This window comes from Bradyrhizobium sp. CCGUVB1N3 (genome assembly GCF_024199925.1).
Lineage (GTDB): Bacteria > Pseudomonadota > Alphaproteobacteria > Rhizobiales > Xanthobacteraceae > Bradyrhizobium.
Window position 1 is genome coordinate 8,564,409 of the sequence record NZ_JANADR010000001.1, and the last position, 22,476, is coordinate 8,586,884.

The 22,476-nt window shown below is 58.7% G+C and carries 20 protein-coding genes and 5 pseudogenes; 16 read left to right on the top strand and 9 right to left on the bottom strand.

From position 1 onward, the window contains the following. Positions 1–11: 11 nt before the first annotated feature. Entirely contained in the window at positions 12–1,289 is a 1,278-nt protein-coding gene (locus NLM33_RS40445; RefSeq protein ID WP_256570587.1) for a nitrate/nitrite transporter, read from the top strand. 92 nt (positions 1,290–1,381) lie between these two features. Here NLM33_RS40445 and NLM33_RS40450 read toward each other — a convergent pair whose 3' ends face one another. Continuing rightward, the gene (locus NLM33_RS40450; protein ID WP_254104003.1) at positions 1,382–1,681 is read right to left on the bottom strand and encodes a hypothetical protein; all 300 of its coding nucleotides are present in this window, start codon (positions 1,679–1,681) and stop codon (positions 1,382–1,384) included. A 43-nt stretch (positions 1,682–1,724) separates the two neighbouring features. Beyond that, positions 1,725–2,642 (bottom strand): LysR family transcriptional regulator, encoded by a 918-nt coding sequence (locus tag NLM33_RS40455; RefSeq protein WP_254104004.1) that lies wholly within the window; start codon positions 2,640–2,642, stop codon positions 1,725–1,727. 711 nt (positions 2,643–3,353) lie between these two features. Between NLM33_RS40455 and NLM33_RS49960 the strand changes: the two are divergent. The 3 genes and pseudogenes from NLM33_RS49960 to NLM33_RS40465 all read left to right on the top strand — a co-directional run. After that, positions 3,354–3,608, top strand: a pseudogene (locus NLM33_RS49960) (MOSC domain-containing protein); the annotation flags it as partial. A gap of 62 nt (positions 3,609–3,670) precedes the next feature. Further along, positions 3,671–4,099: a DUF3102 domain-containing protein gene (locus tag NLM33_RS40460; protein ID WP_254104005.1), complete on the top strand. Its 429-nt coding sequence runs from the start codon at positions 3,671–3,673 to the stop codon at positions 4,097–4,099. A gap of 86 nt (positions 4,100–4,185) precedes the next feature. Then, positions 4,186–4,603: pseudogene (locus NLM33_RS40465) on the top strand (DUF1419 domain-containing protein); the annotation flags it as partial. 212 nt (positions 4,604–4,815) lie between these two features. Here NLM33_RS40465 and NLM33_RS40470 read toward each other — a convergent pair. Next, positions 4,816–5,096: pseudogene (locus NLM33_RS40470) on the bottom strand (chorismate mutase). A 75-nt stretch (positions 5,097–5,171) separates the two neighbouring features. Between NLM33_RS40470 and NLM33_RS40475 the strand changes: the two are divergent. Next, complete coding sequence (locus NLM33_RS40475) at positions 5,172–5,681, top strand: hypothetical protein (protein WP_254104006.1); 510 nt, start codon at positions 5,172–5,174, stop codon at positions 5,679–5,681. A 135-nt stretch (positions 5,682–5,816) separates the two neighbouring features. On the opposite strand, the gene ftrA is transcribed toward NLM33_RS40475, so the two are convergent. After that, entirely contained in the window at positions 5,817–6,845 is a 1,029-nt protein-coding gene (gene ftrA, locus NLM33_RS40480; protein ID WP_371930051.1) for a transcriptional regulator FtrA, read from the bottom strand. A 115-nt stretch (positions 6,846–6,960) separates the two neighbouring features. On the opposite strand from ftrA, the gene NLM33_RS40485 reads away from it, so the two are divergent. The 3 genes and pseudogenes from NLM33_RS40485 to NLM33_RS40495 all read left to right on the top strand — a co-directional run. Further along, on the top strand, positions 6,961–7,659 hold the full coding sequence (locus NLM33_RS40485) for a carbon-nitrogen hydrolase family protein (protein ID WP_254104007.1): 699 nt from the start codon (positions 6,961–6,963) through the stop codon (positions 7,657–7,659). Positions 7,660–7,667: 8 nt separating this feature from the next. Continuing rightward, the gene (locus NLM33_RS40490; protein ID WP_254104008.1) at positions 7,668–8,297 is read left to right on the top strand and encodes an MSMEG_1061 family FMN-dependent PPOX-type flavoprotein; all 630 of its coding nucleotides are present in this window, start codon (positions 7,668–7,670) and stop codon (positions 8,295–8,297) included. 16 nt (positions 8,298–8,313) lie between these two features. After that, positions 8,314–8,868, top strand: a pseudogene (locus tag NLM33_RS40495) (MBL fold metallo-hydrolase); the annotation flags it as partial. Positions 8,869–8,990: 122 nt separating this feature from the next. On the opposite strand, the gene ihfB reads toward NLM33_RS40495, so the two are convergent. Then, entirely contained in the window at positions 8,991–9,344 is a 354-nt protein-coding gene (gene ihfB / locus NLM33_RS40500; RefSeq protein WP_254106122.1) for an integration host factor subunit beta, read from the bottom strand. A gap of 539 nt (positions 9,345–9,883) precedes the next feature. Here ihfB and NLM33_RS40505 point away from each other — a divergent pair. The 6 genes and pseudogenes from NLM33_RS40505 to NLM33_RS40530 form a co-directional block, all read left to right on the top strand. Further along, complete coding sequence (locus NLM33_RS40505) at positions 9,884–10,816, top strand: ABC transporter permease subunit (RefSeq protein ID WP_371930169.1); 933 nt, start codon at positions 9,884–9,886, stop codon at positions 10,814–10,816. Continuing rightward, on the top strand, positions 10,813–11,541 hold the full coding sequence (locus tag NLM33_RS40510) for an ABC transporter ATP-binding protein (RefSeq protein ID WP_254104010.1): 729 nt from the start codon (positions 10,813–10,815) through the stop codon (positions 11,539–11,541). Before NLM33_RS40505 ends, NLM33_RS40510 begins: the two co-directional genes overlap by 4 nt. 20 nt (positions 11,542–11,561) lie before the next feature. Next, a complete protein-coding gene (locus NLM33_RS40515; protein WP_254104011.1) occupies positions 11,562–12,239 on the top strand; it encodes a PhnD/SsuA/transferrin family substrate-binding protein in 678 nt (225 codons plus the stop codon). A gap of 929 nt (positions 12,240–13,168) precedes the next feature. Next, a complete protein-coding gene (locus NLM33_RS40520) occupies positions 13,169–13,573 on the top strand; it encodes a hypothetical protein (RefSeq protein WP_254104012.1) in 405 nt (134 codons plus the stop codon). 558 nt (positions 13,574–14,131) lie between these two features. Further along, complete coding sequence (locus tag NLM33_RS40525; RefSeq protein WP_254104013.1) at positions 14,132–14,491, top strand: DUF1521 domain-containing protein; 360 nt, start codon at positions 14,132–14,134, stop codon at positions 14,489–14,491. 1,370 nt (positions 14,492–15,861) lie between these two features. Then, a pseudogene (locus tag NLM33_RS40530) lies at positions 15,862–15,977 on the top strand (transposase); the annotation flags it as partial. Positions 15,978–16,548: 571 nt separating this feature from the next. Here the strand turns inward: NLM33_RS40530 and NLM33_RS40535 are convergent. Both NLM33_RS40535 and NLM33_RS40540 read right to left on the bottom strand, forming a co-directional pair. After that, on the bottom strand, positions 16,549–17,574 hold the full coding sequence (locus NLM33_RS40535) for an IS110 family transposase (RefSeq protein WP_254104014.1): 1,026 nt from the start codon (positions 17,572–17,574) through the stop codon (positions 16,549–16,551). Positions 17,575–17,688: 114 nt separating this feature from the next. Beyond that, entirely contained in the window at positions 17,689–19,023 is a 1,335-nt protein-coding gene (locus NLM33_RS40540) for an IS5 family transposase (RefSeq protein WP_254106123.1), read from the bottom strand. A 295-nt stretch (positions 19,024–19,318) separates the two neighbouring features. On the opposite strand from NLM33_RS40540, the gene NLM33_RS40545 reads away from it, so the two are divergent. Together NLM33_RS40545 and NLM33_RS40550 are read left to right on the top strand one after the other, a co-directional pair. Further along, complete coding sequence (locus NLM33_RS40545) at positions 19,319–19,903, top strand: transcriptional regulator (protein ID WP_254104015.1); 585 nt, start codon at positions 19,319–19,321, stop codon at positions 19,901–19,903. Next, positions 19,896–20,765 carry a nucleotidyl transferase AbiEii/AbiGii toxin family protein gene (locus NLM33_RS40550; RefSeq protein WP_254104016.1) on the top strand — a complete coding sequence of 290 codons (870 nt, stop codon included), beginning with the start codon at positions 19,896–19,898 and terminating at the stop codon, positions 20,763–20,765. Before NLM33_RS40545 ends, NLM33_RS40550 begins: the two co-directional genes overlap by 8 nt. A 39-nt stretch (positions 20,766–20,804) precedes the next feature. On the opposite strand, the gene NLM33_RS40555 is transcribed toward NLM33_RS40550, so the two are convergent. Both NLM33_RS40555 and NLM33_RS40560 read right to left on the bottom strand, forming a co-directional pair. Beyond that, positions 20,805–21,728: a hypothetical protein gene (locus NLM33_RS40555; RefSeq protein ID WP_254104017.1), complete on the bottom strand. Its 924-nt coding sequence runs from the start codon at positions 21,726–21,728 to the stop codon at positions 20,805–20,807. A gap of 45 nt (positions 21,729–21,773) precedes the next feature. Next, the gene (locus tag NLM33_RS40560; RefSeq protein ID WP_254104018.1) at positions 21,774–22,274 is read right to left on the bottom strand and encodes a hypothetical protein; all 501 of its coding nucleotides are present in this window, start codon (positions 22,272–22,274) and stop codon (positions 21,774–21,776) included. Positions 22,275–22,476 lie beyond the last annotated feature (202 nt).

Below are 22,476 nucleotides of genomic sequence, written 5' to 3' on the forward strand. Positions count from 1 at the left end.
CACGGCGGCCCATGTCAACGGCGTCTTCTGCGCCGCGACGCGAGTTAGCAGACGTAAATGGCCCCGCTCTTATCATACGGGTGTTTCTGCCTTTTGCTGTCGGTTATTATCTCTCGTACCTCTTCAGGACAATTAACGCCTTGATCGCCGCTCCCCTGACATTGGAGTTGGGGCTCGGCGCCGGTGATCTTGGCTTGCTCACTTCGGTCTATTTTCTCACGTTCGCGGCAGCGCAGATACCGGTCGGCATCCTTCTGGACCGCTATGGTCCGCGGCTAGTCCAGAGCGTGCTGCTGGTTGCTGCTGCGGTCGGTGCCGCATTGTTTTCTACATCGGACAATTTGCTCATGCTGCTTCTAGGCCGGGCCCTAGTCGGTCTCGGTGTCGCCGCGAGCCTAACCGCCGGACTGAAAGCCCTCGTTCTCTGGTTTCCGAAGGACCGTCTTCCGTTTCTCAACGGCCTGATGGTCATGCTCGGTGCATTGGGAGCGGTCACCGCGACCTCGCCAGCGCAGTTGTTGCTGGCTTGGGTTGGGTGGAGGACGCTCTTCGCATTGTTCGCTCTCGTCACGGCCGGTTGTTCGGCGATCATCTATCTCTTGGTGCCCGAGAGTGCATCGGCAACGCCGGTCATGCGTGGAACAGCTATGGCCAGCTTGAAGACGATTTATACCGATCCGCATTTCTGGCGTCTGGCGCCGCTATCAGCGACTTGCGTCGGCACCGCCTGGGCGCTGCAGGGACTTTGGGCCGCGCAGTGGTTCACTGACGTCGAGGGACTTGATCGCGCTGCGTTGGTGCAACATTTGTTTGTCATGGCCGCAGCCCTCAGCCTGGGTGCGCTCCTGCTAGGCATTCTGGCTGATCGGCTGCGTCGCTATGGCATCGGAACAGAGGCGCTCCTCGCTGTCGTCGGCCTTGTGTTCATTGCCGTGCAACTCGGGATTATCCTCCGGTGGCCGTTGTCATCGTACGTCCTGTGGGCCGCTGTGGCCGCCGTTGGCGCCGCTACGGTGCTTAGCTATGCGATCCTGGCTAGTTATTTCCCGAAAGAACTTGCCGGACGGGCCAATGCTGCGCTGAACGTATTCCATATCGGTGGGGCGTTTGTCCTGCAATATGCCACTGGCATTGTCCTTGAACATTGGACGCCTCTGGCGGGGCATTATCCGCAGATCGCGTACCAGGTAGCCTTTATCCTCAATCTTGTCCCTCAGATCATCGCATGGGCCTGGTTCGCTTTCCCGTGGGTGCTTCGGCCGTCGACCAGCGTCAGGTTCAGCGATTAGGAGCGCCAGCGTCGGCGGCAGGCGAGGTTCAGCCTGCCGGGACTGTGAGGCGATCATAGCAAGCACCGGCGCCATTCTATGCGACACCGCGGCTATATCGGTCCGTCAGCCGACAATGGTGGAAGCAACGTCTTCGTTCGCCGTTCCAGCCTAATCGCGAATTGTTTCACGGGCGGCGGCATATGACTTGGTTCTAGCTCTTTACCGGAGGGAGAAACACCGTGACGCAGCTCAAGTTTGACCACTTGAACACGACAAGCCGGTAGCTCACGATCGAGCTGCCGGCGACGATCAAGGACCTCAAAAGCTATGCGGAGTTTGACGCGTAGCGGCGACGCGACGATACTGATCGAATCTGCCAAACCGATCGCGCCGATGATCGAGCGCTTCATGGCGATGGATCGAGCCTTCGTGGAAGGTACGGCGAAATGCTGTTCAGTCCGTTCCTGGGCCGGCCGAGAGGTCTGGATAGCGTTCGCGAAGCAGGTCGAGGAACGGACGCAGGGATGGATTGCAGTTGGTCTGCCGCCAGTAAGCGCGGAAGCTCAGCCTGGTAGGACCGTCAGCGTCATGCACCTCGCGGAAGGTGACCCCCGGATAGGCCGCGCCGGTCGCACCCTCCAGTGCCAGCAGGACACCCCAGCCCGCTCCGACCAAGGTGAGGAGCCGGTCGAGCGCCACATCATGGTGATGCAGCCAACACGGTTCGGAACCTCCCAATTTGCTGACGAAAAGTTTGAGTAATTCCGGCGCCGGACCGCGCTGTGACAACAGAAGCGCTTCCTCCCTCAGTTCGCCCCAATGAACAACATTACGCGCTGTCAGCGGATGGTTCTTGGGGAGAGCGACGACGACTCGTTCGCTCCAGAGCAACAAGGTCCTGTCGCTCCAGCTTGGAGTGGGGTCGGCCACGAAGGCGATGTCAATCGCGGAATTGGCGAGGTCCGAGATCAGATGGTCTCTCGATCCGTCCACCAGATGCAGATCAACTTCTGGGAAGCGCTGCCGATGGTCGAGGAACGTGGCCCGGAGATTGCCGGCTGAGAATGAGGCGTGGACACCGATGGTCAATCGACCGCTCTCACCGCGCGAGCGGTTCTTGACACGAACCGTCATTGCTTCGGTCTGATCCACGATGCGCTGGGCGGCATCGAGGAATTCCTGTCCCTCGATGGTCGGCCGCGTGCCGCCGTTGGTGCGCTTGAAGAGAGTGACGCCCAACTTGCATTCGAGATCTCGCAGGCAACGACTAAGGGTCGGTTGCTTGATTCTGAGCGTCTCCGCCGCTTGGCGCAAGCTTCGGTGCTGGGACGCTATGATCGCCCAGCGCAACTCCCGAAATTCCACAGGCACCGTCGAAGCTGTATGGCGAGTTGCCGGTGACCGGTCTTTTTCTTGAATGGGTCACTCCAATCGTTTGCGCCGCTTCAGAACTCTCTTTGGTTCAGCCCGGAAGCAATGATTGAATGCTTCGCTGAAGAAGATGTCGGTCGGATACGCACCAGAACTGATTGGCGCCGAGTCCGATGAACGGGACACGCCATCAGGAATGTCTTGGCGAATGTTGAGGACCTGCCCAGCATAGTCGACAGCTTTTCAGAAAAGCACGATACATCATGGACAAACACGAGGTGCCCCTAGTAATCGGTCCCGTCCTCGTTGGATTTCTCGCGCGAGAACGCGCCCCTCTCTGTGAGAGAGCTTGCCACGCAACAGGTGCGTTGCCTAACCGACTTTTCGATATACGGCTGCTGGAATACGTATTTCAAGATCAATAGGTCTCAAGTTGTCCGTGCATGATTAGCCGAATCCAACTGATGTATCATTTCTTCCTTGATGAGCCCTTGAAACCCACGTGCTGCTCGCTCGCGCCGCCGGCTGTTGCGCGAGCTGAAACTTAACCCATCATAAGTTGCGCTAATTGTCCGCCTCTAGTGAGCGCCATCGAGCCGTTAGCGGCCTGCCGACCGGTTTTCATTTGCCGATGATTTTCCTTTGCTGCTGATTAACGCGACGTCGCTCGACGATTTGAGTGAGCGTTTGAAATGACCGGTAAGCCACACGAGATTTAGGGCCAATGTGGTCGTGAAGGGTGCGCCTCCATGGGCGGAGGACGATTGGCGACAGCTTCGGCTCGGCGACACGACATTCCGCATCGCCAAGGCTAGCGCCAGATGCGCTGTCATCACCGTCGAGCGGGAGCGTTGGACACAATCAGCAATCAACGAACCCTTGCGTACCTGTGCGACGTTTAAGCGTAACACGCAAGCGTGCGGAAGCCAGATCAAATTTGTCGCACCTGCTGTTTACCGTCATTAAAATTTGTGGTTGCATGAGACTAGATCGACGTGTGGCGCGATGTTGAAGTTGCGAGCTGGTTGATGAGCACTGACTTGAGGAGTGGTCGATCAAACGGAAGCACTAACGATATTTCTATCAGAGCCAGATTCGATTACAGCGACGTGCAACCTACTGTCGCGCGGTTCCTGCGTGGCCAAGCCGATCGCATTCGACAACAATGTGTGACATCCATCATACAAATTGGGAAAGCGCTACGCGAAGCGAAACGTCACCTTTCGCATGGGGCATTTCTACAATGGGTAGAATGGGAAGTCTGTATTCCGGTGCGAGCCGCGCAAGCCTACATGCGAGTAGCAGCGTGGGCGGCAGACAAAGGCGCAGCGGTTGTGCATTTGACTCCTACGACGCTCTACCTCTTGTCAGCCTCTAGCACGCCCGACGATTTTGTAGTTCGTGTTTTGAAGCGCGCAGAAGCTGGTGAAGATATTGCGAGCATCAATTTTTACTGATAGCTGCTTCATAAGAATTGGCGTCGAGCAACAGGTGCCACCAATTTGCGTGAAAGAGAACAAGCATTCCGCACCACGACGGACTTGACTGTATGTTCGAGATCCTGCCACCGCTCTGGATGCGTAGCGATATGTTCGCGCGAATTCCTCACCGGCAGCATCACCAGCGTCTTGTTAGCGCTGACGATCGACGGTCGTGCGCGCACTTTCCACCGCTATTGCGATCTCTCCGCCAAGGGCTCGCCCGACCGGATGCTCGCTGCGATCGTCGAGCGGGAATCGCAACCAGTGAGAGCGATGACGCGCGAAGAGCAACTCGAACACGTCTGGTCGAGCACGCATGAGATTATCGCGGCTATGCCGGCGACCGGCCCGCGCACCGTGCTGTTCTATGGTGGGCGTCAGGGCAGCGTGCTGAAGCTGCTCGACCGGCTAGCGGGTGCGGAGGTCGCCGTGAAACTGCCGGTGCATCTGCGCTACCTGCCTGACGCGATCGCTGCGTGAGGGAGATGGTGATGTTCACATTGCCCATCCCCGCGGTCCGCACGGTTATCGAACGCGGAAAACAATGTAGATCGGCTATTTGTCGTCCTTCTTTCTCTGAAGATGTATGTCCCGATGGCTTTTGGTCGCGCTAAGCCATCGATCCGTTTATAGCCACCGTTGAAGGTGGCGCCTGTTGGCGGACTACGCGTCCCATGCGGAACGAGACAGTTTCACGCGTCTCCGATCGCTTCCCGAGCAATGTCGTGATGCCGGATCACTTCTTTGATGACGAATGCCAGGAACTTCTGGGCAAAATCCGGGTCAAGGTTGGCGGCCTGTGCGAGCCTGCCCTTTCCTCGCGAACTGGATCTGCGGCGGGCAGCTGAAGCCGCGCCTTAAGTTCTCCGACCTGCCGAGTGCACCTGAAGCGTTCCGCGAGGATGTGGACCAGGGCTGCGTCCAGATTGTCGATGCTGCTCCGAAGCCCGTTCAATTCCGATGGAGTTTCCAACCTTGTCTCCTTTCAATACGAAGAGTATTTTCTCAGTTTAACAGAGAGATTTTGCACGAAGACGCGTTTTAAGCGATGAAGTTCTCAATTTTCCTCAGTGGTCCGGTCGGGGTGGGCAGAACGACGCTCGGACGCGCCCTTGCCGAACGACTCCCGGGTGGGTTTATCGACGGGGACGATTTCTCAGATCCCAGCCGCCCCTGGTACTGCTCAATCCTGCAAACAAGCCGGGCTATAGTTCAGACGGGTACGGCGATATTGGAAAGCAGAGACGTAGTGATCGTTGCTTACCCACTCAGTTGCATCAGTTGGATCTATTTCCGAAGAAAATTTGGCGAATGCGGCGCAAGCTCGTTTTTCATCAGCTTGCGAGCCACCTACACGGCGATTGTCGACCAGCGGCGGGGGAGGGGCTTTAGCTCTGGGGAACACGATCGCATCCGGGTCATGATTGCCGAAGGCTACGGCGCACGATCGTTCAGTGATCTTGTGATCGATACCGATAAGGTTGATTTCGCAGAAACCCTGGCTCGATTGGAAAATGAAGTCGCGCACATGATCGCAATCAGAAGAGCTCTACCCTGAGCGACATAACTTATCGCGTAAGCTGTAAAACCTGTACCCTGGCGCCGCCAAGGCTCCAGAACCGATTGAACCGAACGATTGGATCGACATGGGCATGATGGCCGGAGGGAAAGGAGTGACCGTGCTCCTTTCTATCTATGCCGCCTGCGATCCGGCGGATCTCAGAAAGGCGGCGCGATAGCGAGCTGGGCTCGTGTCCAGACGAAATCTGAAATGATGCCTCAGCGCTTCGACCGAGCCGAACCCGGTGGCAGTCGCGATCCCTTCGATTGGAATCTGCGTCGCTTCCAGAAGTTCCCGAGCCCGCGACACGCGCGCCTGCACGACCCATTCACCCGGCGACATGCCGGTTGCCTCCTCGAATCGCCTTATGAAAGTGCGGCGGCTCATCCTTGCCCGGGCAGCGAGACGGTTGATCGCCAGGTCTTGATCGAGGTGGCGTTGCGCCCACGCAAACACAGATCCCAGCGCATCGCCCTCAGCTTTGCGAACGGGTTGTGGAATATACTGCGCTTGCCCGCCTTCGCGATGAGGTGGCACAACAAGCCGCTGTGCGACCTGGTTGGCGATCTGCGCGCCATAGTCTCGTCTGACGATGTGGAGGCACAGATCGAGACCTGCGGCCCGCCCGGCTGAACTCATGATGTCGCCATCGTCGACGTAGAGTACGTTTGGATCGACATTTATCGTTGGATATTTGCTTGAGAGCAGCACGGCTTGTGCCCAATGCCCTGTGGCACGGCGGCCATCGAGCAACCCGGCGGCAGCGAGGATGAACACGCCGGCGCAGATAGACGCGATCCTCGCACCCCGACGATGCGCACGGCGGAGCGTGTCGAGCAGGGTTGCTGATGGAGCGTCTTCGATATTTTCCCGGCCCGGCACGATAATTGTGGTGGCTCGCGCCAGTATCTTTAGGCTCACGTCGGCGACAATTCTGATGCCGTTGTTCGCAACAAGCTGCCGTCCTGGATGCTCGGTGCAAACGACGAGGCGATACCAGTCAGCCCCCATATCGGTCAGGCCGAACACTTCGACGGCCATCCCAAGCTCAAAAGCGTTGACGCCATCATAGGCGAGCACGGCGACAAGTTGCTCCCGTCGTGGCGGTGATTTCTGACGAGCTGCGCGTACGGCTGGCATAATCTTAACGATATCCGGCATGTGTGCCACTGGTCAACCCGCCTCGCTCGCCGCAAGATTTGCCAAGATGGAGAACCCTATGACGTTTCGCGTAGCGACCTGCGAATTCCCCGGTCGGACCGATGAGGCAGGGGCGATGTGGCGCAGGCTCGAAAGCGAGCTCGCCAAAGTGCCCGTCGATCTTCTGGTTCTTCCCGAGTTGGCAGGCGTTGACAGCTTTTGGGAAAGTCCGGTCTTCAACGACGTGGTGTGGCGTCAAGCCGTCGCCACGCATGCCAGGATTTCGGACGAGCTGAAGCACGTGATGGCAAAGCGTATCGTCGGGACGCGGGCGGTCGAGGTAGACACACGGCGATGGAATGAGACCTTTCTCTGGAAACCGGAGTGCGGTCTGGTGCGAGGCAGACCCAAGGCGTGGCTTCCCCAGCAGGAAGGCGGTTGGGAAGCAACCTGGTTCGACCGCGGCCCAGGGAATGTGCTTCCCGTGCGTGACGGGGAGCTCTGTTTCGCTGAATTGGTCTGCACAGAGCTGATGGTGAGCACTGCGGCACGTCGACTCGGGCAGGCGGGTGTCCAGTTGATTGCTGCGCCACGAGCAACCAGCGGACATGCGCGCTGGGAGGTGGCGACGCGAATGGTGGCGATTGCAGCCGGCGCGTTCGTGGTGACGGCAAACCGTCGTGGCGGCAACCTTGCCGGCGGTAGCTGGATCATAGCGCCTGATGGAGACATCCTCGCGCGCACCAGCGACGACAATCTGATCATCAGCGTTGAGGTCGACCTTGCCTTGGCCGATGCGGCCAAACAGACATACCCCCGCAACGTCAGGGATTGAGGAGGGGCATGCTGGAGGAGCTGACCTATCTCACGTCCGCCGATGAGTTGCGGCCACCGTATCTTGTGCCGTCGGCCCTGATGCGCGCCAAGCAGCTCGACCGGCTGGATCGGCATTGCTGTAACTTCATCGCGCATGCACCGCTTGTCATCATCGGCTCGTCGCATCCGCAGCGTGGCCAAGACGTCAGCCCCAGGGGCGATGCCCCGGGCTTCGTGCACATTTTCGATCCCGATCATCTGGCGATTCCGGATCGGCCTGGCAACAACCGCCTCGACACGATGGAGAATCTGCTCACCAATCCGGCGATCGGGCTTCTGTTTGTTATTCCCGGCATCGAGGAATTGCTCCGGGTCAATGGCACGGCGCGTCTCACGCGCTCGCAGAAGCTTCTCGAATTCATGTCGGTTGCCGGCAAGGCGCCGAAGCTTGCGATCGTCGTCACCGTCACCGAAGCATTCCTTCACTGCACTAAGGCGCTCAAGCGCAGCCGTCTCTGGCAGGATGATTATCGGCTGGATCGGGCCAAGCTGCCGTCCCTCGGACAGATGATTTCCGATCAGACCGTGCCTGCTGATCTCACTGTCAAAGACATTGAGGCGCGGATTGAGATCGACGCCCATAAAAATCTCTACTAGCAAAGGGGAATGACGGATGAAGCTGCAGCTCCTGCGAAACGCAACGTTGAAGCTGAGTCTTGGCGAGCGGACGATCCTCATCGATCCGTTCTTCGCTCCGAGGCACAGCCGCCCCTCCATTGCGGGACGTTCACCAAATCCGCTGGTCGACCTCCCCGTGAGCACCGACCAGGCGCTGGACGGCGTCGAGCCTGTTATCGTGTCTCATCTCCATTCTGATCATTTCGATCCCGTGGCGCAAAGTCTGGTCCCCAAGGATCTGCCGATGGTCTGCCAACCCGGAGATGACACCAAAATCCGTTCCTTTGGCTTCGAAAAGGTCACGCCACTTCACGAGAAGCTGGATTGGCGCGGCGTTAAGCTCACCCGGCGCGAAGGCCGCCATGGCGTTGGCCGGGTCGTCGAGAAGATGGGACCAGTCATAGGGTTCAGCATTGAACTGGAAGGCGAGCCGAGCCTCTATTGGGCGGGCGACACTGTCCTTTACCCGCCGGTTGAGGAGACGATTCGAAGCACCGACCCGGAGATCATCGTGATTCATCCGTCCGGCGCGCTCTGGGAAGGGCAATCGATCGCCATGGATGCAGAACCTCAGCGTGACTTGTTCATTGAGGCTTGTGGAGTCTCCATTGCGCTTCCGTTTGCGAAAACAATATTAAGGTTGCTTCTTCAATACAGGGGGACAGGGGGCGCTCACCCCGGCCACTTGGACTGCCCGGACGCTCTTAGACTGTCTCGGGTGCCAAAGTTGCCGTCTTTCGGTCTCGCGTTGCCGTTTAACCGTTCGTGCATTTCCCTGCTGGCTTTGAAGAGCGGAAGGCGCTTCTCGTTTACTTGCACGAGCGTGCCCGTTCGCGGATTTCGGCTCACGCGGGCCCGTCGCTGCTTGGTAGAAAAGACTCCGAAGCCACGAAGCTCAACTCGATCTCCGCGTGCGAGTGCAGCAACGATCTCGCCGAGAATTGCATTCACAATGTTCTCGACGTCGCGCTGACAAAGGCGCGGATTTCGACCGGCGATACGCTCAACGAGTTCGGACCGGATCATAGACGCTCGCGTCCACAGAATTTGCGGGCGAGCATTTCCTCGAAGCCACTAGCTCCTGTCAAGCCGCAGCAGGCGCCATGGACAACCAAACTCACAAACGCTGGTCGGTTAAGGAGGACCAAGCAGTTGAAAATGACCATCGTCCGGTAACGCTACCATTCGAATCTCCCAGTCGCCTGCGACTGCTTTGCAGGCCTATTTCATTGAAGTATCGAATCGAACTGCAGGATAGTCGTTAGCAAAGGCCGCGGCTTACGCTTGTTCTCATCTGAGTGCGCCATTGACAGTCTCGATGACGGTCACTTCGGCTCTGCCCGCGCGGCGGAGCGAGCGCAAGTGCGCTTGTCCAGCGGCGACGCCGCGCTGGCGACCACGCAGCCTATACCTAGATAGGCTGAAAATAGATTCTGCCCACGACCCAGCTAAGTAGAATAGCTTCAGCGTTGTACGCTGAAAAATGAATTTCACTACTATCGAATTGAACGTCGGAGTTTGCAAAGCTGATGTCGCCTCATGTGAGACGGAGTAAGTTGGATTCGATGACGGATGCGTCACTACTGTCTACGCCTGCCGACGCGGCAGCGACGCCAATGGTTGCGCGCAACGAAGCCGCCTTACGTGCCGGCGAACCTGTTGTGACCATCGTAGCCGACGTCGCGCAAGAGGCTGGCGCGGCGACACCGTCGCGAGCCCGTAGTGCGCTGTGGAGGTCGTTGTTCCTGCCATGGCTGCTGCCGTTCGGGTTGCTGGCCTCTTGGCAGGTCCTGTCGGTTACCGGCGTTGTGTCGACTGCGATTGTGCCTGCCCCGTCGGACATCTGGAGCGCCGCAAGTCAGTTCGCCGAGCGGGGCGAATTGCAGCATGATATTCTGGTCAGCCTTCGCCGTGTTGCAATCGGCTTCAGCATTGGTGCCAGTGCTGGTCTGCTATTCGACTTGCTCGTCGGGTTGTTCGAGTCTGTGCGCGACCTTCTCGACCGCTCGCTGCAGATGATCCGGACCATCCCTCATCTGGCACTGGTGCCGCTGATGATCCTTTGGTTCGGCATTGGCGAGGAGCCGCGACTGATTCTGGTCGCGCTGGGATCGCTGTTTCCCGTGTACATCAATACCGTCGGCGGCATTCGCAATGTCGATCCCAGGCTGATCGAACTCGGCAGGTCCTACGGTCTCGGGCGCGCCGCCCTGGTATGGTCAATCATTCTGCCGGCGGCACTTCAACCGATCCTGGTCGGCATACGCTATGCCCTCGGCGTGGCATGGCTCACGCTCGTTGTCGGCGAGACTATCGCATCTCGGGACGGGGTCGGGTATCTCGTGCAGAATGCCCGCGAACTGCTGCGCATCGATATCATCGTGCTGGCCATCATGCTTTATGCCATCGCAGGCTGGCTGTCTGACTTCATCACGCGGCTGATCGAACGGCGCCTGTTGCGCTGGCATCCGAACTATGCCGATCGGGTGAAGGCATGAGCGGCGCCGACGTCTGTCTGCGCTCGGTCAGCAAGTCGTTTGCTGGCCGCACGGTCCTGCACAAGGTCGATCTCGACATCACGGCAGGTCAGTTCGTTTCGGTCATCGGTCCTAGTGGCGCCGGCAAGTCGACGCTTCTGCGCCTCCTCGCAGGGCTGGAGACACCTTCGGGCGGCCGCATCGAGTTGCGCGCGATCGGCCACAAGGCGGACGTGCGCCTGATGTTCCAGGAGGACCGTCTGCTGCCGTGGCGGACGGTGCTTGGCAATGTGCTGCTGGGGCTCAAGGGCCGGGACCGGGAGGCCGAGCGCATCCTTGGCGCGGTCGGGCTGCGGGGACGCGAAGGCGAGTTTCCGGTCGGGCTGTCCGGCGGGCAGCGCCAGCGGGTGGCGCTGGCGAGGGCGCTCATTCATGAGCCGGACCTCCTGTTGCTGGACGAGCCGTTCGGCGCGCTCGACGCCATCACGCGCGTGGCGATGCAATTGCTGCTGGAGCAACTGCTCGCCGCGCGGCCGCGTACCGTCGTGCTGGTGACGCACGATGTCGAGGAGGCGCTGCTGCTCTCCGATCGTGTGCTCCTGGTCAAGGATGGCGGCATCGCACGCGATCTCGGCTTTGATCGGCCGCGTCCACGGCATCGCGGCGATCCGACGCTGGCAACCCTGAAGGAAGAGCTGCTCGACGGTTTGTTGACGGCGGAGGGCAACCTGTCGGCGGTCGCATGAGACAATGAAAGGATAGTTGGATGACTTCGAACGGCTCAATTGACAGTGCTGGTCGCGCCATTTCGCGGCGAACGCTGTTGTCGGTGGGGGCGGGCCTTGCTGCGGCGTCAGCCGGTGTACGCGCAGTGACGCCCGGGAACGCCGCTGACGCAGCCCCGCCGCAACTGACTGTGGCGGTCATCGGAGATGGCCGCACCGGGGTATGGGCATCGCTGCGGGCTGGCGCCGGTGGCCGCAATCTCGAGCAGGAGCTCGGCACCAAGATCGTCTGGCAACCGGGATTCACCGCGTCGCTTCCGGTCATGGAGGCGATCAAGGCTGGCTCCATCGATTTCACCTTCGCCACGGCGACCGCGGTCGCGAACGCCGTGCCGGCGCGCGTGCCGATCGTGCCGCTCGCGGCTTATCCCTTGCCAGTCGACGAGGTCGATTTCCTGGTGCAGGCCAACTCGCCGATCAAGGCCGCGGCCGACTTGAAGGGCAAGAAGATCGCCCATCAGAACCGAACGACCGGCACTTACAGTCTGATCAAATATCTGGAGACTGCGGGCCTCAGATTGTCGGACGTGCAATCGCCGAACATCCGGTCGCCCGCGAGAGCACAGGTTGTCGTGACTGCCTCGACTAATTCGTTGCGCGACGCCGACCGCACCAGAGCGCGAGCCAATCAGGCGACGGTTCAAGCGCAAGGGAAGTGAGCGAATGATCAAGCTCGGAGAAAGATCGCAGACGCGCCTCACGCTCCGAACTTTCGTGCAGAGATTGGCCTGCAACGAATTAGCGCAGGCGAAGCGGCAGCAGGGCAAAAACTTCAACTCACCGACTAGATCGGCCCCATGGCCAATTGCCGCTTGTACGAGACGCTCCTGAAACTTGAAACTGAACCTTGGCTCGGCCGCTATCGCTGCCCCGATCCTGAACCGACCCTTGGTTAGAGATTGGCGCATCGCCAAACATCATAGAGGGACTCCCTGCTCTCTTCGACGTGCGAGGCTGAGCCGTGCACCACCCATCGGTGGTCAGTATCCTAAAAAGAGGAGGCTGACGACAAGCTGACCAGCTCGCCACGAAAACCGTCGACTAAAGATCACGTTTGGTTTCCAAATTGGGGTGACGTTCAGCGCGTCGACGCCGCGAAAATACGGGTCCATTCATCGCGCGACAGCGAGCGGGCCTATCGACTGCCCAATGACATTCACCCAGCACCAGAAGCGCAGAGAGTTGGAGAAGCAGGCGACTGCGCTCCTACGTGGAGAGCGGCTTGCACCAGCGAAGCCACTGGATCTGATCGGAAGAGCTTACGGCCCGCGAGGCAGATAGCAATCTGGCCAATCGCAAGCGACGCGAGATCGTGGTGGGGTTTCGCCTGCGGTATCAACAGCTATCAAGAGCCATGCGACGTGAGCTAGCTGTCCGCTTCAAGCGAGAGCGCATCGTCGATCCCTTCCTCAACTGGAACGACTGGCTCGCTAGAAATTTGGTTGACGGCCGAGTCCCAGCCTGCGCTTGATGCAGCACAGCTCGATGCCAGAGCCAAGCGCTCCGTGGTTCATCTAACACAAGAGACTTGGACCCAACCGGCTCCGGTTAACGGACGCCGGTTGTTCTTTGGCAGCGAGCGCGGCCGATGATCATTCTCACATTCCAGCTGCTGCAGCTGCACGGACCCCAAGACCAGCTGATCGACATCAATCCGGACCAGGTCGTAAGCCTTCGCAAGCCGCGCGCCGAAGGGCATTTCCCGAAGGGCATCCGATGCCTGGTCAGCACGGTCGATGGGAAAGTTTCGACGGTGACGGAGGATTGCGAAACGGTGCGCGCTCGACTCGAAGCAGCGCGAGATAGGAGGACCAAATGTGTTCTGGCGGCTTCCGATCATTCGGCATATTCGCGTTTAGCGAACGGCAACTGCCAGATTTCGCCGGCCAATGCACCCAGAGATCACGTCGAAATTCTGCTCGACCATTGCCTGGCTGGATTGCGTATGGCCAGGCGATCTCTTTGCTGGTCCGATGGAGGCGACTGGCTGTAATCCGGCGATCGGCGTCACCTATACTGAAGGGAGAAAGGGACGTGCCCTCTCGGCCGCGATGACGGTTGCCTCAACAGCAAGGTGGCTTGAAATCGCGACTTAGAGAAGGCCTGTCTGAGAAGCTGACATCGATATTCCCGAAGTGACTTGTCGCTTGTGATCGGCGAGCGTCACGGTCGATCGCCGAAACCCGTCGAGAAGGGCGGTCGGCATGACCAAACATGTCAGCATTGGTTCGGGTGGTAACGAAAACTGAGCTGCTAGTCGATCGTTGCTCATCGTCAGTTTTTCGACAGGTGCTGCGGGTAGAGTCCCTGCGAGTTGGATGCGCGCGATATGAACGTGCCGGGGAGCTCGGATGAGAGAGGCGGGGTCGCCGCATCTCATCAAGGCTCGTGTCGTTGGCAACGAGAAACATGCTGCGCCCGCCACGTGCGGGCGAACGGTGCTTTCGGAAGATTTCGTGAGTAATGTGCCCGGTTGATTATGCGCGTGGCGCTCGCACTCTGCCGCTTACTTCAATGCAACAGGACTTCAATGCAACAGGAATGAATTACAATGGTGTATCTTCCCGTGACCGGTCTTCCCGTGGTCGGCGCTTTCGATTCGGCGACGAGTAATCTCGTGCCGGAAGGCGCGGCCGCCAATACCAAGTTCGATACATCGTTGGAGCCGCATGCCGGCGGTGTTCCGGCGGGCACCTACCAGTACCAGAGCCAACCGCCTTTGCCGGATCCGGTGTGGACGCATGAGGTCAAGGACGGCAAGGCCACGATCAACCTTGGCGACAAGTACACGATCACAGCCAAGGAGAATGACGGCACCTGGATGGTTCGTAACAACGAGACCGGCCATGTCACGAAGATCCACGGCGATCCTCATGTCGGTCATTTTGAATCTCTCTCGGGCAGACTCTGAATGGGCGATTGGCTCGTCGATAAATTTCCCCTTCTGGGAGATTCCGTCCAAAACTGGATGTTGGTTGCTCTTGCGATTATACTCTTCGCCGCTCTGGCTTCGCTTCCGCGCCAATGACGGGCGTCAAACCATTGTCGAGGCCGGCTGCGGGTCGCCATCGATCACGAGTACATGAGCATGACGCTCGCTGAAGCGCCTTGCAGGTGTGGGTCGCCTGCATCAAGCCCCAGATAATCGTGTTCGATCATTTCGGGGGCATTACCGGCCACAGTGCGAATGCCGTTGCAACGCCGCCGACACAGAAGCGGCCGCCCCGAACTTTCGGTTCGGGCGCCCACTTGAAGCGAAGTTGGCAAATGCGCGGAGCGTCCGTCCGTTGGATGCTCTCGCGAGCGAAGATCGAGGTCCTCCTTCTCGTATCGGCACCAACCACACGGCAAACGGGCAACGCAATCGTTGCTTGAACTGACCGCGTGAACTCGACGGATTCCACCAGCGGCTTGTCGGAGAACACATCTGAAGTTCTTTGCAGAATGAGGCGCTTGCGATATAATTCCTGCTGGTCGCGTTGTCAGGGGCAGAGATCCACGACAGGAGTCGCGACATGAAGACCCTGGCCGTAACCGCACTGTTCGCGCTGGCGATCAACTCCTCGGCGTCCGCACTTGGCTCAATGGGCGGTCGAAGCGGCTGGTCGACGCTCTCAGCTGAACGGCCTCACCAACTTCCCCCGCAAATCAGCGCCGCTATCCGCGCAGCACAGAAAGCTTGTGGAGAGGACGAGCCTCGCGTTCGCACGGGATTTCTGCGATACCTCAAGGTGCGGGACGGGAGCGAGTTTGTTTCGCTCCACTTCGACCAGTTTCACTGCGCGAGGTCGGCGCTATGCAGTTCAGCGGGTTGCCTGCATCGTGTCTTCGTGTCTAAGGGACGACAGCTGGCTCGCGAGGTCTGGTGCGGCCAAGTCTACGAGGTCGATATGGACGACTATGCCGGACGAGCGATCGTGACCATACACTGCGGAGATTCCTGCGCTTCTAGACTACAGTGGAACGGCAGGGCACTTTCCGCACAATGATCGTGGTTGCGAGCAGTCGTTTGGGTTCTGCCGTATTTGGCCATTAGGGACCAGATCCGAAGCACAAAGATCAGCCTGAGCGAGCGCCTACCAGAGGCGTTTTATCGGGCGCGCCAGTGCTCCGGTGCTCCAGGAGGTCAAATTCCGCGCCCGGCCTGACAGGCAGCCGAACCGTAAAACGTGATCCCTTTCCTTCCTTGCTTTCGACAGAGCTGGTCCCGCAAATCTGAACAGCGCTATAAGTGGAATTTCTGCCTGACAACGGAGATAATCGCCGCGAACAGGAGAGACCATGAGCAGACGACCCCGCCGGAACCACTCGCCGGCCTTCAAGGCGAAGGTGGCTCTGGCCGCCATCAGGGCGACCGAACGATTGCCCAGCTAGCAGAGCATTTCGACGTGCACCCCAAAACGTAATGACCGTCATCGGGCGGGGCGTCACGGGTCCGCTACATGGCTAAACCCACGGCAAGCCGTCCTTCACGAGCCCGGATGCGCGTTTAGGATGGCGTCCGAGACGACCTCATCTGGAACGATGCTCGGTGACAACCAACGGTGCCATTCCGATCCGCGATTCAAAGTGCTTCCCCCAAATTCGATGAATTTCAGCCGTAAGTTGTAGCTTGGCAAGAGGGACCGAGAGGCCCAGTTGAAAGCCTCATTCGTCTGTTAAAAATGGTAAAAGTATCAATGTGTTATCTAAGATAGAGATACAGTTCAGCGATAGTCGTCCGTTCTTTAATCGCGGGCACGGTGTCAACCCCGATAGACAAAAGTGATCCGCTGCCGGGTTCATGGTTCTTTCCGCGGTCATCTCTCTATTGCAGGAGCGCCGCATGATGGCGTTCAGAGGCGTGGCATCCCGATGTGAAGAGCGCGGTGCGTAAGGCCCGCAGGGGCGACTTCGAGATTGCCGACACCTTCGTCCCGGCAGGGACGCTTGTTCCGCCGAAGCGGATCCGGGTGGTTTAAGACTGGTTTATGCGGTGCGCATCTCCGCTTGGAATTCGGTGCCATCGGTCCAGATAGCATGGAGGAGGACAGCCAATTTGCGAGCAACGGCAACCTTGGCCTTTTTGGTGCCGATACGTTTGGCCAGCTTGCTGCCCCAGCGCTTGAGCGCAGAACCTCGCCTGACAACGGTCAGCAGGACGTTCGCGGCCTCGAACAAATAAGTTCGCACCTGGTGGTTGCCGCGCTTGGAGATGCGGCCAGTGCGATCCATCTCACCGGATTGATGGCGTCTAGGTGTCAGGCCTAGATAGGCGCCCACGTCGGCGGAATGCCTGAAGCGAGTGGGGTCGTCGATGGTAACGACGAAGGACAGGGCAGTCAGGGGCCCGATACCAGGAACGGTCAGCATTCGCCGAACAGTTTGGTCGCCTTTTGCCACGGCCAGGAGTTGTCGATCGAGCTTCTCAATTTGCTCAGTCAAACAGGACTGGACAAGGAGCAGCGGCGCGAAAATATCTTGTAAATCCGGCGCATCAGCAAGCACGGCATCGACTTTGCGAGCCAGGCTGGTCGAGCCGGCCTTGCCAAGCAATATTCCCAACCCCTTGCACAGACCGCGCATTTGGTTGTCTATATCTCGCCGCAAATTCACCAGCTTGGTTCGAGCCGCCAGCATCGAACGGGTTTTCCAGCTCTCCGCCCCCTTCACGGCAACTTCCCTGTACCACCCCATGCGCGCCATTTCGGCTAGCCCCTTGGCATCGTTCTGGTCCGACTTGTTGATGCGCATCGATAACGCTGCGTTGGCATGACGTGCATCAAGGCAAATCACCGGAAAGCCCAGCGCTCTGAGTTGGTGCCATAGCCAATTCGATAGCGCGCCCGTTTCAAACACGATCCGCTCAGCATTGCCGGCATGACGTCGCAAGAGTTGAGCGATCGCCTCCGGCTTGGTGGACACGAAACCTTCGAATGTCACATCGCCGCTCTGGTCCAAAACGCAAATGCTGGTTTCTTCCATAGAGATGTCCAGACCAACGTACTGCTTCATAGTGCTGCTCCCTTTTCGATAGTCTGCTGAGGCCATCCATCCTACCGACTCTCGTGTCCTCAAAAAGTCGTCAGCCGCGATTACGCCATGTGAAGAACCAGCGCGGCGCCCGGCTCAAGTGATGTTTTCAACCGGGAGGGTATCGAGGAACGCGCGGATAGTGACGCGCAAGAACTCTGCCAGCCATCGCAGGAGCAGGCCGAAGTTGTAGCCGGCAGCGGCGAGGACAGCGTTGATGCGGTCGCCGATGCGCCCCTTGAGATAATTGCGGTCCATGCGATGCTCGGCCTTGATATGGCCGATGACGGGCTCGACAGCCGCGCGACGCTTCATCTCGCGGCGGATGGAAGCCGTGACGCGGCGGACCTGACCCGAGATCCAGACCCTGAACCGATGCGGGTGGTTGTGGCCGCGATACCCTTTGTCGACGTGGATGCGGCGAGCTTCCACACCGGTGAGCTTCTCCATGTCGGCGATCACAGGGCCGAGCGTGTGCCCGTCGAAGGGATTGCCATGCAGGGCCTTGGCATGGAGCACGAACTGTCCGCCCTTCGGAGACGTCACGGGGGTGGCAATACTGACCTTGCAGCCGAACTCGTAAGGCGCGCGGGCTTTCCCCTTGCCGATGCACTCGACCTCAGGGGCATGTAACGCATAGACCTTCGGACCGCGCTGATGCTGATCCTGGCTGCGCACCTGCTGCGCTAAACCGAGCAGCGGGCCGAAGCGGGCTTCCAGCACCGCATCGCCATCAATCTTGCGGCGGATGTCGCGGATGATCCGGCCAAGCCGTGTCCGCAGGAACTTGAGCTGGCGCCGGGCGCGTTTGAACTGGTGGGCGTGGGTATAGCGGCCGACCATGATGGCGGCGCGTTTGGCTAGGCGCAGATAGCTCTGGCGCAGCGGCACACGATTGCGCTTGGCGAGCCCGACGAGCTTGATGATGGCCCGATGCATCAGCCGCGCATCGGTCGGATGTGCAACTGCCTTGGGCTGCACTGTGGTATCAACGACCACCCGCTCCAGGTCCTTGGGGCCGATCGCGCCAGTCTTGTGCGCCACCGACAGACTTTCCTGGATCAGCGCGACGAGCTGGTCCTCGCCGAGCCGCTGGCGCCAGCGTGTCATCGACGATCGATCGAACGGCAGACGGTGGCAGAAGCTCAATTCGCCGCAGAAGTATTGGTAATAGGGGTTCTCGATCCAGCGGGCGCACAGCACCTCATCTGACAGGTTGTGCATGTGCTTCAAAATGAACAGGCCGGCGACAAGCCGCGTCGGCAGGCCAGGCTGCCCCGACCCTGCTTGGCACACCGAACTAAAGCGGTCATCCAGGATGTTCCAGTCGATCAACGTCGCCAACCGCACCAGCGGGTGACCCATGTCGATGATTTCATCGAGGGCCGGAAGCAGCAGGTCTTTCTGGCGATCATCCCGCGGTTTGCTCATCGCCTTCCCCAATGCCGATGACCCGCGGTCAGGGAATCACGAATCGCTCAAAAGCAAAATCCCAAAACGCAGGAAAGCGTGGTCCAACACACCGCTTTCCTGCAAAATCCAACACTATATCAACACCGCTTCTGCTTATTTCTCAGGCCATTCCGCATTCTTCACGAACGACGCGATACAGTTCCTTGCGTAGCACCTTGACATTTGCAAGGTTTTGTATCATACAAGTTCCATGAGGAAGGAACCGCAACGCCAAGAGGATAGGGCGATCTCGCTTCTCCAAAAGCGAGGGATGATGCGGCTTTCCGAATTCCTCGAGGAAGGGATCACGGCAGCAACCATCTCCAGGATGGAGCAGAAGGATGTGGTCAATCAACTCAGTCGCGGTCTTTACCAGCTACCCGACGCGCCGCTGGACGGTAACCATTCGCTCGCTGTTGCTGCCAAGCTCGTCCCAAACGGCGTCATCTGTTACGATTCCGCGCTCGCCTTTCATGAGCTGACAGACCGTATCGCTCCCTATGTATGGATGGCGATTGGTCCGCGCGACTGGCGGCCCAGGATTACGCGACCTCGCATTCAGATCATGCGTTTTGGCCCGAAGGAATTCGACAAGGGCATTCAACACCACAGCATCGAAGGCGTCGACGTCAAAATCTATTCGCCAGCAAAAACGATCGTCGATCTTTTCAAGAGCGGTAAACACCAAAAGGCATTTTACGATTCGAATACCGGCTTTGCTCATGCGACGCAGGCAATGAAAGACGCGCTCAAGCTACGCAAGGCGACACCATCAGAAATCGCAAGGTACGCCGCTGAGGCCGGCATTTGGGAAAAAATCGTTCAGCCGCGCCTTGAGACGCTGACCATCAATGCGTAAGCCGCTGAAGAATGTCGGCGCTTCCGTCCGGGCGCGCCTGCTCAATCTCTCGAAAGAGCGCAACGAGCCGTTCGACCTCCTGCTCACGCAATATGCGCTTGAACGGCTGCTCTACCGGCTGAGCATCAGCAAATATAAGGACAAGTTTGTACTCAAGGGTGCGGTGCTCCTGCGTCATTGGCTCGATGATCCACATCGGCCGACACGCGATCTTGACCTGCTCGGCTTTGGCGACAGTGATCCGCAGCTCACGCTTGGCTATTTCAAGGAAATTGGTTCGGTTCAAGCCGACGACGGCGTTACGTTTGACACGGACACACTCGAAGTCGACACGGTTCGTGACGACTCCGGCTATAGCGGACTACGCCTCAAATGCTATGCGACGATTGACGGCGCACGGATGCGGATTGTCATCGATATCGGCTATGGCGATGCGACCGAACCTGGACTCAACGAGATCGAACTTTTGCCGTTGCTCGATCAACCGGCCCCCAAGCTTCGCGCCTATCCGCCGGAGACGGTCATCGCGGAGAAATTCCAGGCGATGGTCCATCTTGGCCTCGCCAATACGCGTTTGAAGGATTTCTACGATATCTGGGTGCTCTCCCGCACCTACGAATTCAAGGATGACCGTCTCGCGCGAGCAATACGCGCGACTTTCGATCGCAGGAAGACGCAGATCCCGACTGAGCGGCCAGATGCTCTCAGCGAGGCATTCGCGAACGATCCGACCAAGATCCAGCAATGGACTGCCTTCATCCAGGACGTCGCGATCGATCCCGGTCCTCTAAATGGCGTCGTCGAGACGCTTGCGGCTTTTCTGAGGCCTCACGCGGAAAAGGCGCGAAACTTGAAAGGCTAGGAGCTGCAATGGTCGGCCGGACCAAGGCAGTTGACTTCTTCAAGTTGGATAGACGCGCTGCGCGGGTGGGGTCAAAGCGGATCGAATTGAGAATTCTCCGATCTGCCGCGCTACTTCCCCCGCGATGTACTGCGCACCCATGACGATGTGTCCCACCGCCATCCGATCAGGCTGCTCTGGAGAATAGCGGTTCTCAACGTATTGGGGGAGCCGCTGGACGGTCCGCAGCACCCGGTCAAGGTCAAACGCCTGGCTCGCCGTGCTGAAGGCTTTGGCGGCCGAAGCCAGATCGTGCCAATGCTTGCGGCGCTCCTTTTCGATAACTCCCTGAGCTGCGAGGCCAGCCTTGAGCGCGAGCTCGGCCCCAATGAGGCTTGATTGAATTGCCCCTCGAAAATCAAACGCCACGCTCAGAGCCGCCGCGGCCGCTTGCAGCTGAAATGAAGCAAGCTGAAACAACTCTTGAGCTTCCTTGGGCGGCATCTTGTAGTCTCCCAGCCTGCCCATGGTGCCTGCGAAGTCGAAGATATCGATAAACTGGTCATGGAATGCAGCCAAATCCCCTGGGAGTGAAGCTAGCCAGCGAAGTTGCGTCTCTGAAAGGTCGGTAAGTTGAAACGGATTGACCGACATCTGCCCGTATCCAAAGGGAATGTATATTCGCGCGAACACATCGCGGAACATGTAGATGCCGCCGTGAATGCCTCCGATGGCTAAATCCGATCCTCTGTAGAGTGAGCGATGCATCGCCAGGACCCGTTCACCGAGCGGGGACATTCCGCTTCCGGTCATCACAAATGCATGGCCAAGTTTCTTCAAGACCTTGCGTACGGTCGCCAAGCCACGTTGCTTGGGCGACAGTCCTTCCGAAAGGGCTTCTTCGTCAGCGGCGACGACGAGGTCGAACAGCTCGCTGTCAGCAATCTCCCGCTCCCCGGATGTCTTGCCTTCAAAGGACGGCATGAAATCGCCTCAATATTTGCGCTCGACACGTGGCGTGGTCGGCTTTTACGCCAATCCTGATCGCCGCAACCACCTCAACGCAATGTCAGCTGGATCACCTTCAAGCTCGTGCGCTGCGCGAAACGACGTGAATGCCGCCGCGTGATAGCGAGCTTGACCGTGGGGCAGTTGGTGTGCAACGGCAGTTCGGAGAGCAAAGTATAGCTTCCAATTCGGTGTATCTTTGTCATCGTCGGTTAGAAGATAGGACATCAACGCAATCTGCTCGCTCGCAAGAAATGCCGAACGATGCATGTGACCCTCTTGAGCGTCTATGTTCCTCTTCCATTCGTTCTTACGTCTCTTCTGATCGGCTTTGGTCTCCGGCATTCCAACGTATGAGCGGGGTGGCGCAAGGCGCGTCGCGTTCGCCGCCATTTTCCAGTGGTCGTAGGCATGACACAGCATCACGACATTGCGAAAGTGATTCCACATCGCGTCGGAGACCGGACCTTGATCGAAATTCGCCCAATCGATTTTCGGGCGCCAGAATTCGAGAACGTCCATGGAGTTGCCGTCCACAGTTGACAGAGTGCGCCACGATAGGCTCAGTCCGGCTGATTCGCACTGGGGATGCGCCCCTCAGAGATCAACGTTCGATCGATCGAGGAGTCCGTGGGTTAGCCCTACTGACCAGCATCGGCGTCGTGAACAGCTGCATAATAGGCCGAAATACAAGCGCTGAATTCGGTTGCTGGGTCGCACGTGT

Bases quoted from the DNA above. Each gene is read 5' to 3' on its own strand.
- NLM33_RS40445 (WP_256570587.1), top strand. From the start codon at position 12: ATGTCAACGGCGTCTTCTGCGCCGCGACGCGAGTTAGCAGACGTAAAT.
- NLM33_RS40450 (WP_254104003.1), bottom strand. From the start codon at position 1,681: ATGAAGCGCTCGATCATCGGCGCGATCGGTTTGGCAGATTCGATCAGT.
- NLM33_RS40460 (WP_254104005.1), top strand. From the start codon at position 3,671: ATGAGCACTGACTTGAGGAGTGGTCGATCAAACGGAAGCACTAACGAT.
- NLM33_RS40475 (WP_254104006.1), top strand. From the start codon at position 5,172: ATGAAGTTCTCAATTTTCCTCAGTGGTCCGGTCGGGGTGGGCAGAACG.
- ftrA (WP_371930051.1), bottom strand. From the start codon at position 6,845: ATGCCGGATATCGTTAAGATTATGCCAGCCGTACGCGCAGCTCGTCAG.
- NLM33_RS40485 (WP_254104007.1), top strand. From the start codon at position 6,961: ATGTGGCGCAGGCTCGAAAGCGAGCTCGCCAAAGTGCCCGTCGATCTT.
- NLM33_RS40490 (WP_254104008.1), top strand. From the start codon at position 7,668: ATGCTGGAGGAGCTGACCTATCTCACGTCCGCCGATGAGTTGCGGCCA.
- ihfB (WP_254106122.1), bottom strand. From the start codon at position 9,344: ATGATCCGGTCCGAACTCGTTGAGCGTATCGCCGGTCGAAATCCGCGC.
- NLM33_RS40505 (WP_371930169.1), top strand. From the start codon at position 9,884: ATGACGGATGCGTCACTACTGTCTACGCCTGCCGACGCGGCAGCGACG.
- NLM33_RS40510 (WP_254104010.1), top strand. From the start codon at position 10,813: ATGAGCGGCGCCGACGTCTGTCTGCGCTCGGTCAGCAAGTCGTTTGCT.
- NLM33_RS40515 (WP_254104011.1), top strand. From the start codon at position 11,562: ATGACTTCGAACGGCTCAATTGACAGTGCTGGTCGCGCCATTTCGCGG.
- NLM33_RS40520 (WP_254104012.1), top strand. From the start codon at position 13,169: ATGATCATTCTCACATTCCAGCTGCTGCAGCTGCACGGACCCCAAGAC.
- NLM33_RS40525 (WP_254104013.1), top strand. From the start codon at position 14,132: ATGGTGTATCTTCCCGTGACCGGTCTTCCCGTGGTCGGCGCTTTCGAT.
- NLM33_RS40535 (WP_254104014.1), bottom strand. From the start codon at position 17,574: ATGAAGCAGTACGTTGGTCTGGACATCTCTATGGAAGAAACCAGCATT.
- NLM33_RS40540 (WP_254106123.1), bottom strand. From the start codon at position 19,023: ATGAGCAAACCGCGGGATGATCGCCAGAAAGACCTGCTGCTTCCGGCC.
- NLM33_RS40545 (WP_254104015.1), top strand. From the start codon at position 19,319: ATGCGGCTTTCCGAATTCCTCGAGGAAGGGATCACGGCAGCAACCATC.
- NLM33_RS40550 (WP_254104016.1), top strand. From the start codon at position 19,896: ATGCGTAAGCCGCTGAAGAATGTCGGCGCTTCCGTCCGGGCGCGCCTG.
- NLM33_RS40555 (WP_254104017.1), bottom strand. From the start codon at position 21,728: ATGCCGTCCTTTGAAGGCAAGACATCCGGGGAGCGGGAGATTGCTGAC.
- NLM33_RS40560 (WP_254104018.1), bottom strand. From the start codon at position 22,274: ATGGACGTTCTCGAATTCTGGCGCCCGAAAATCGATTGGGCGAATTTC.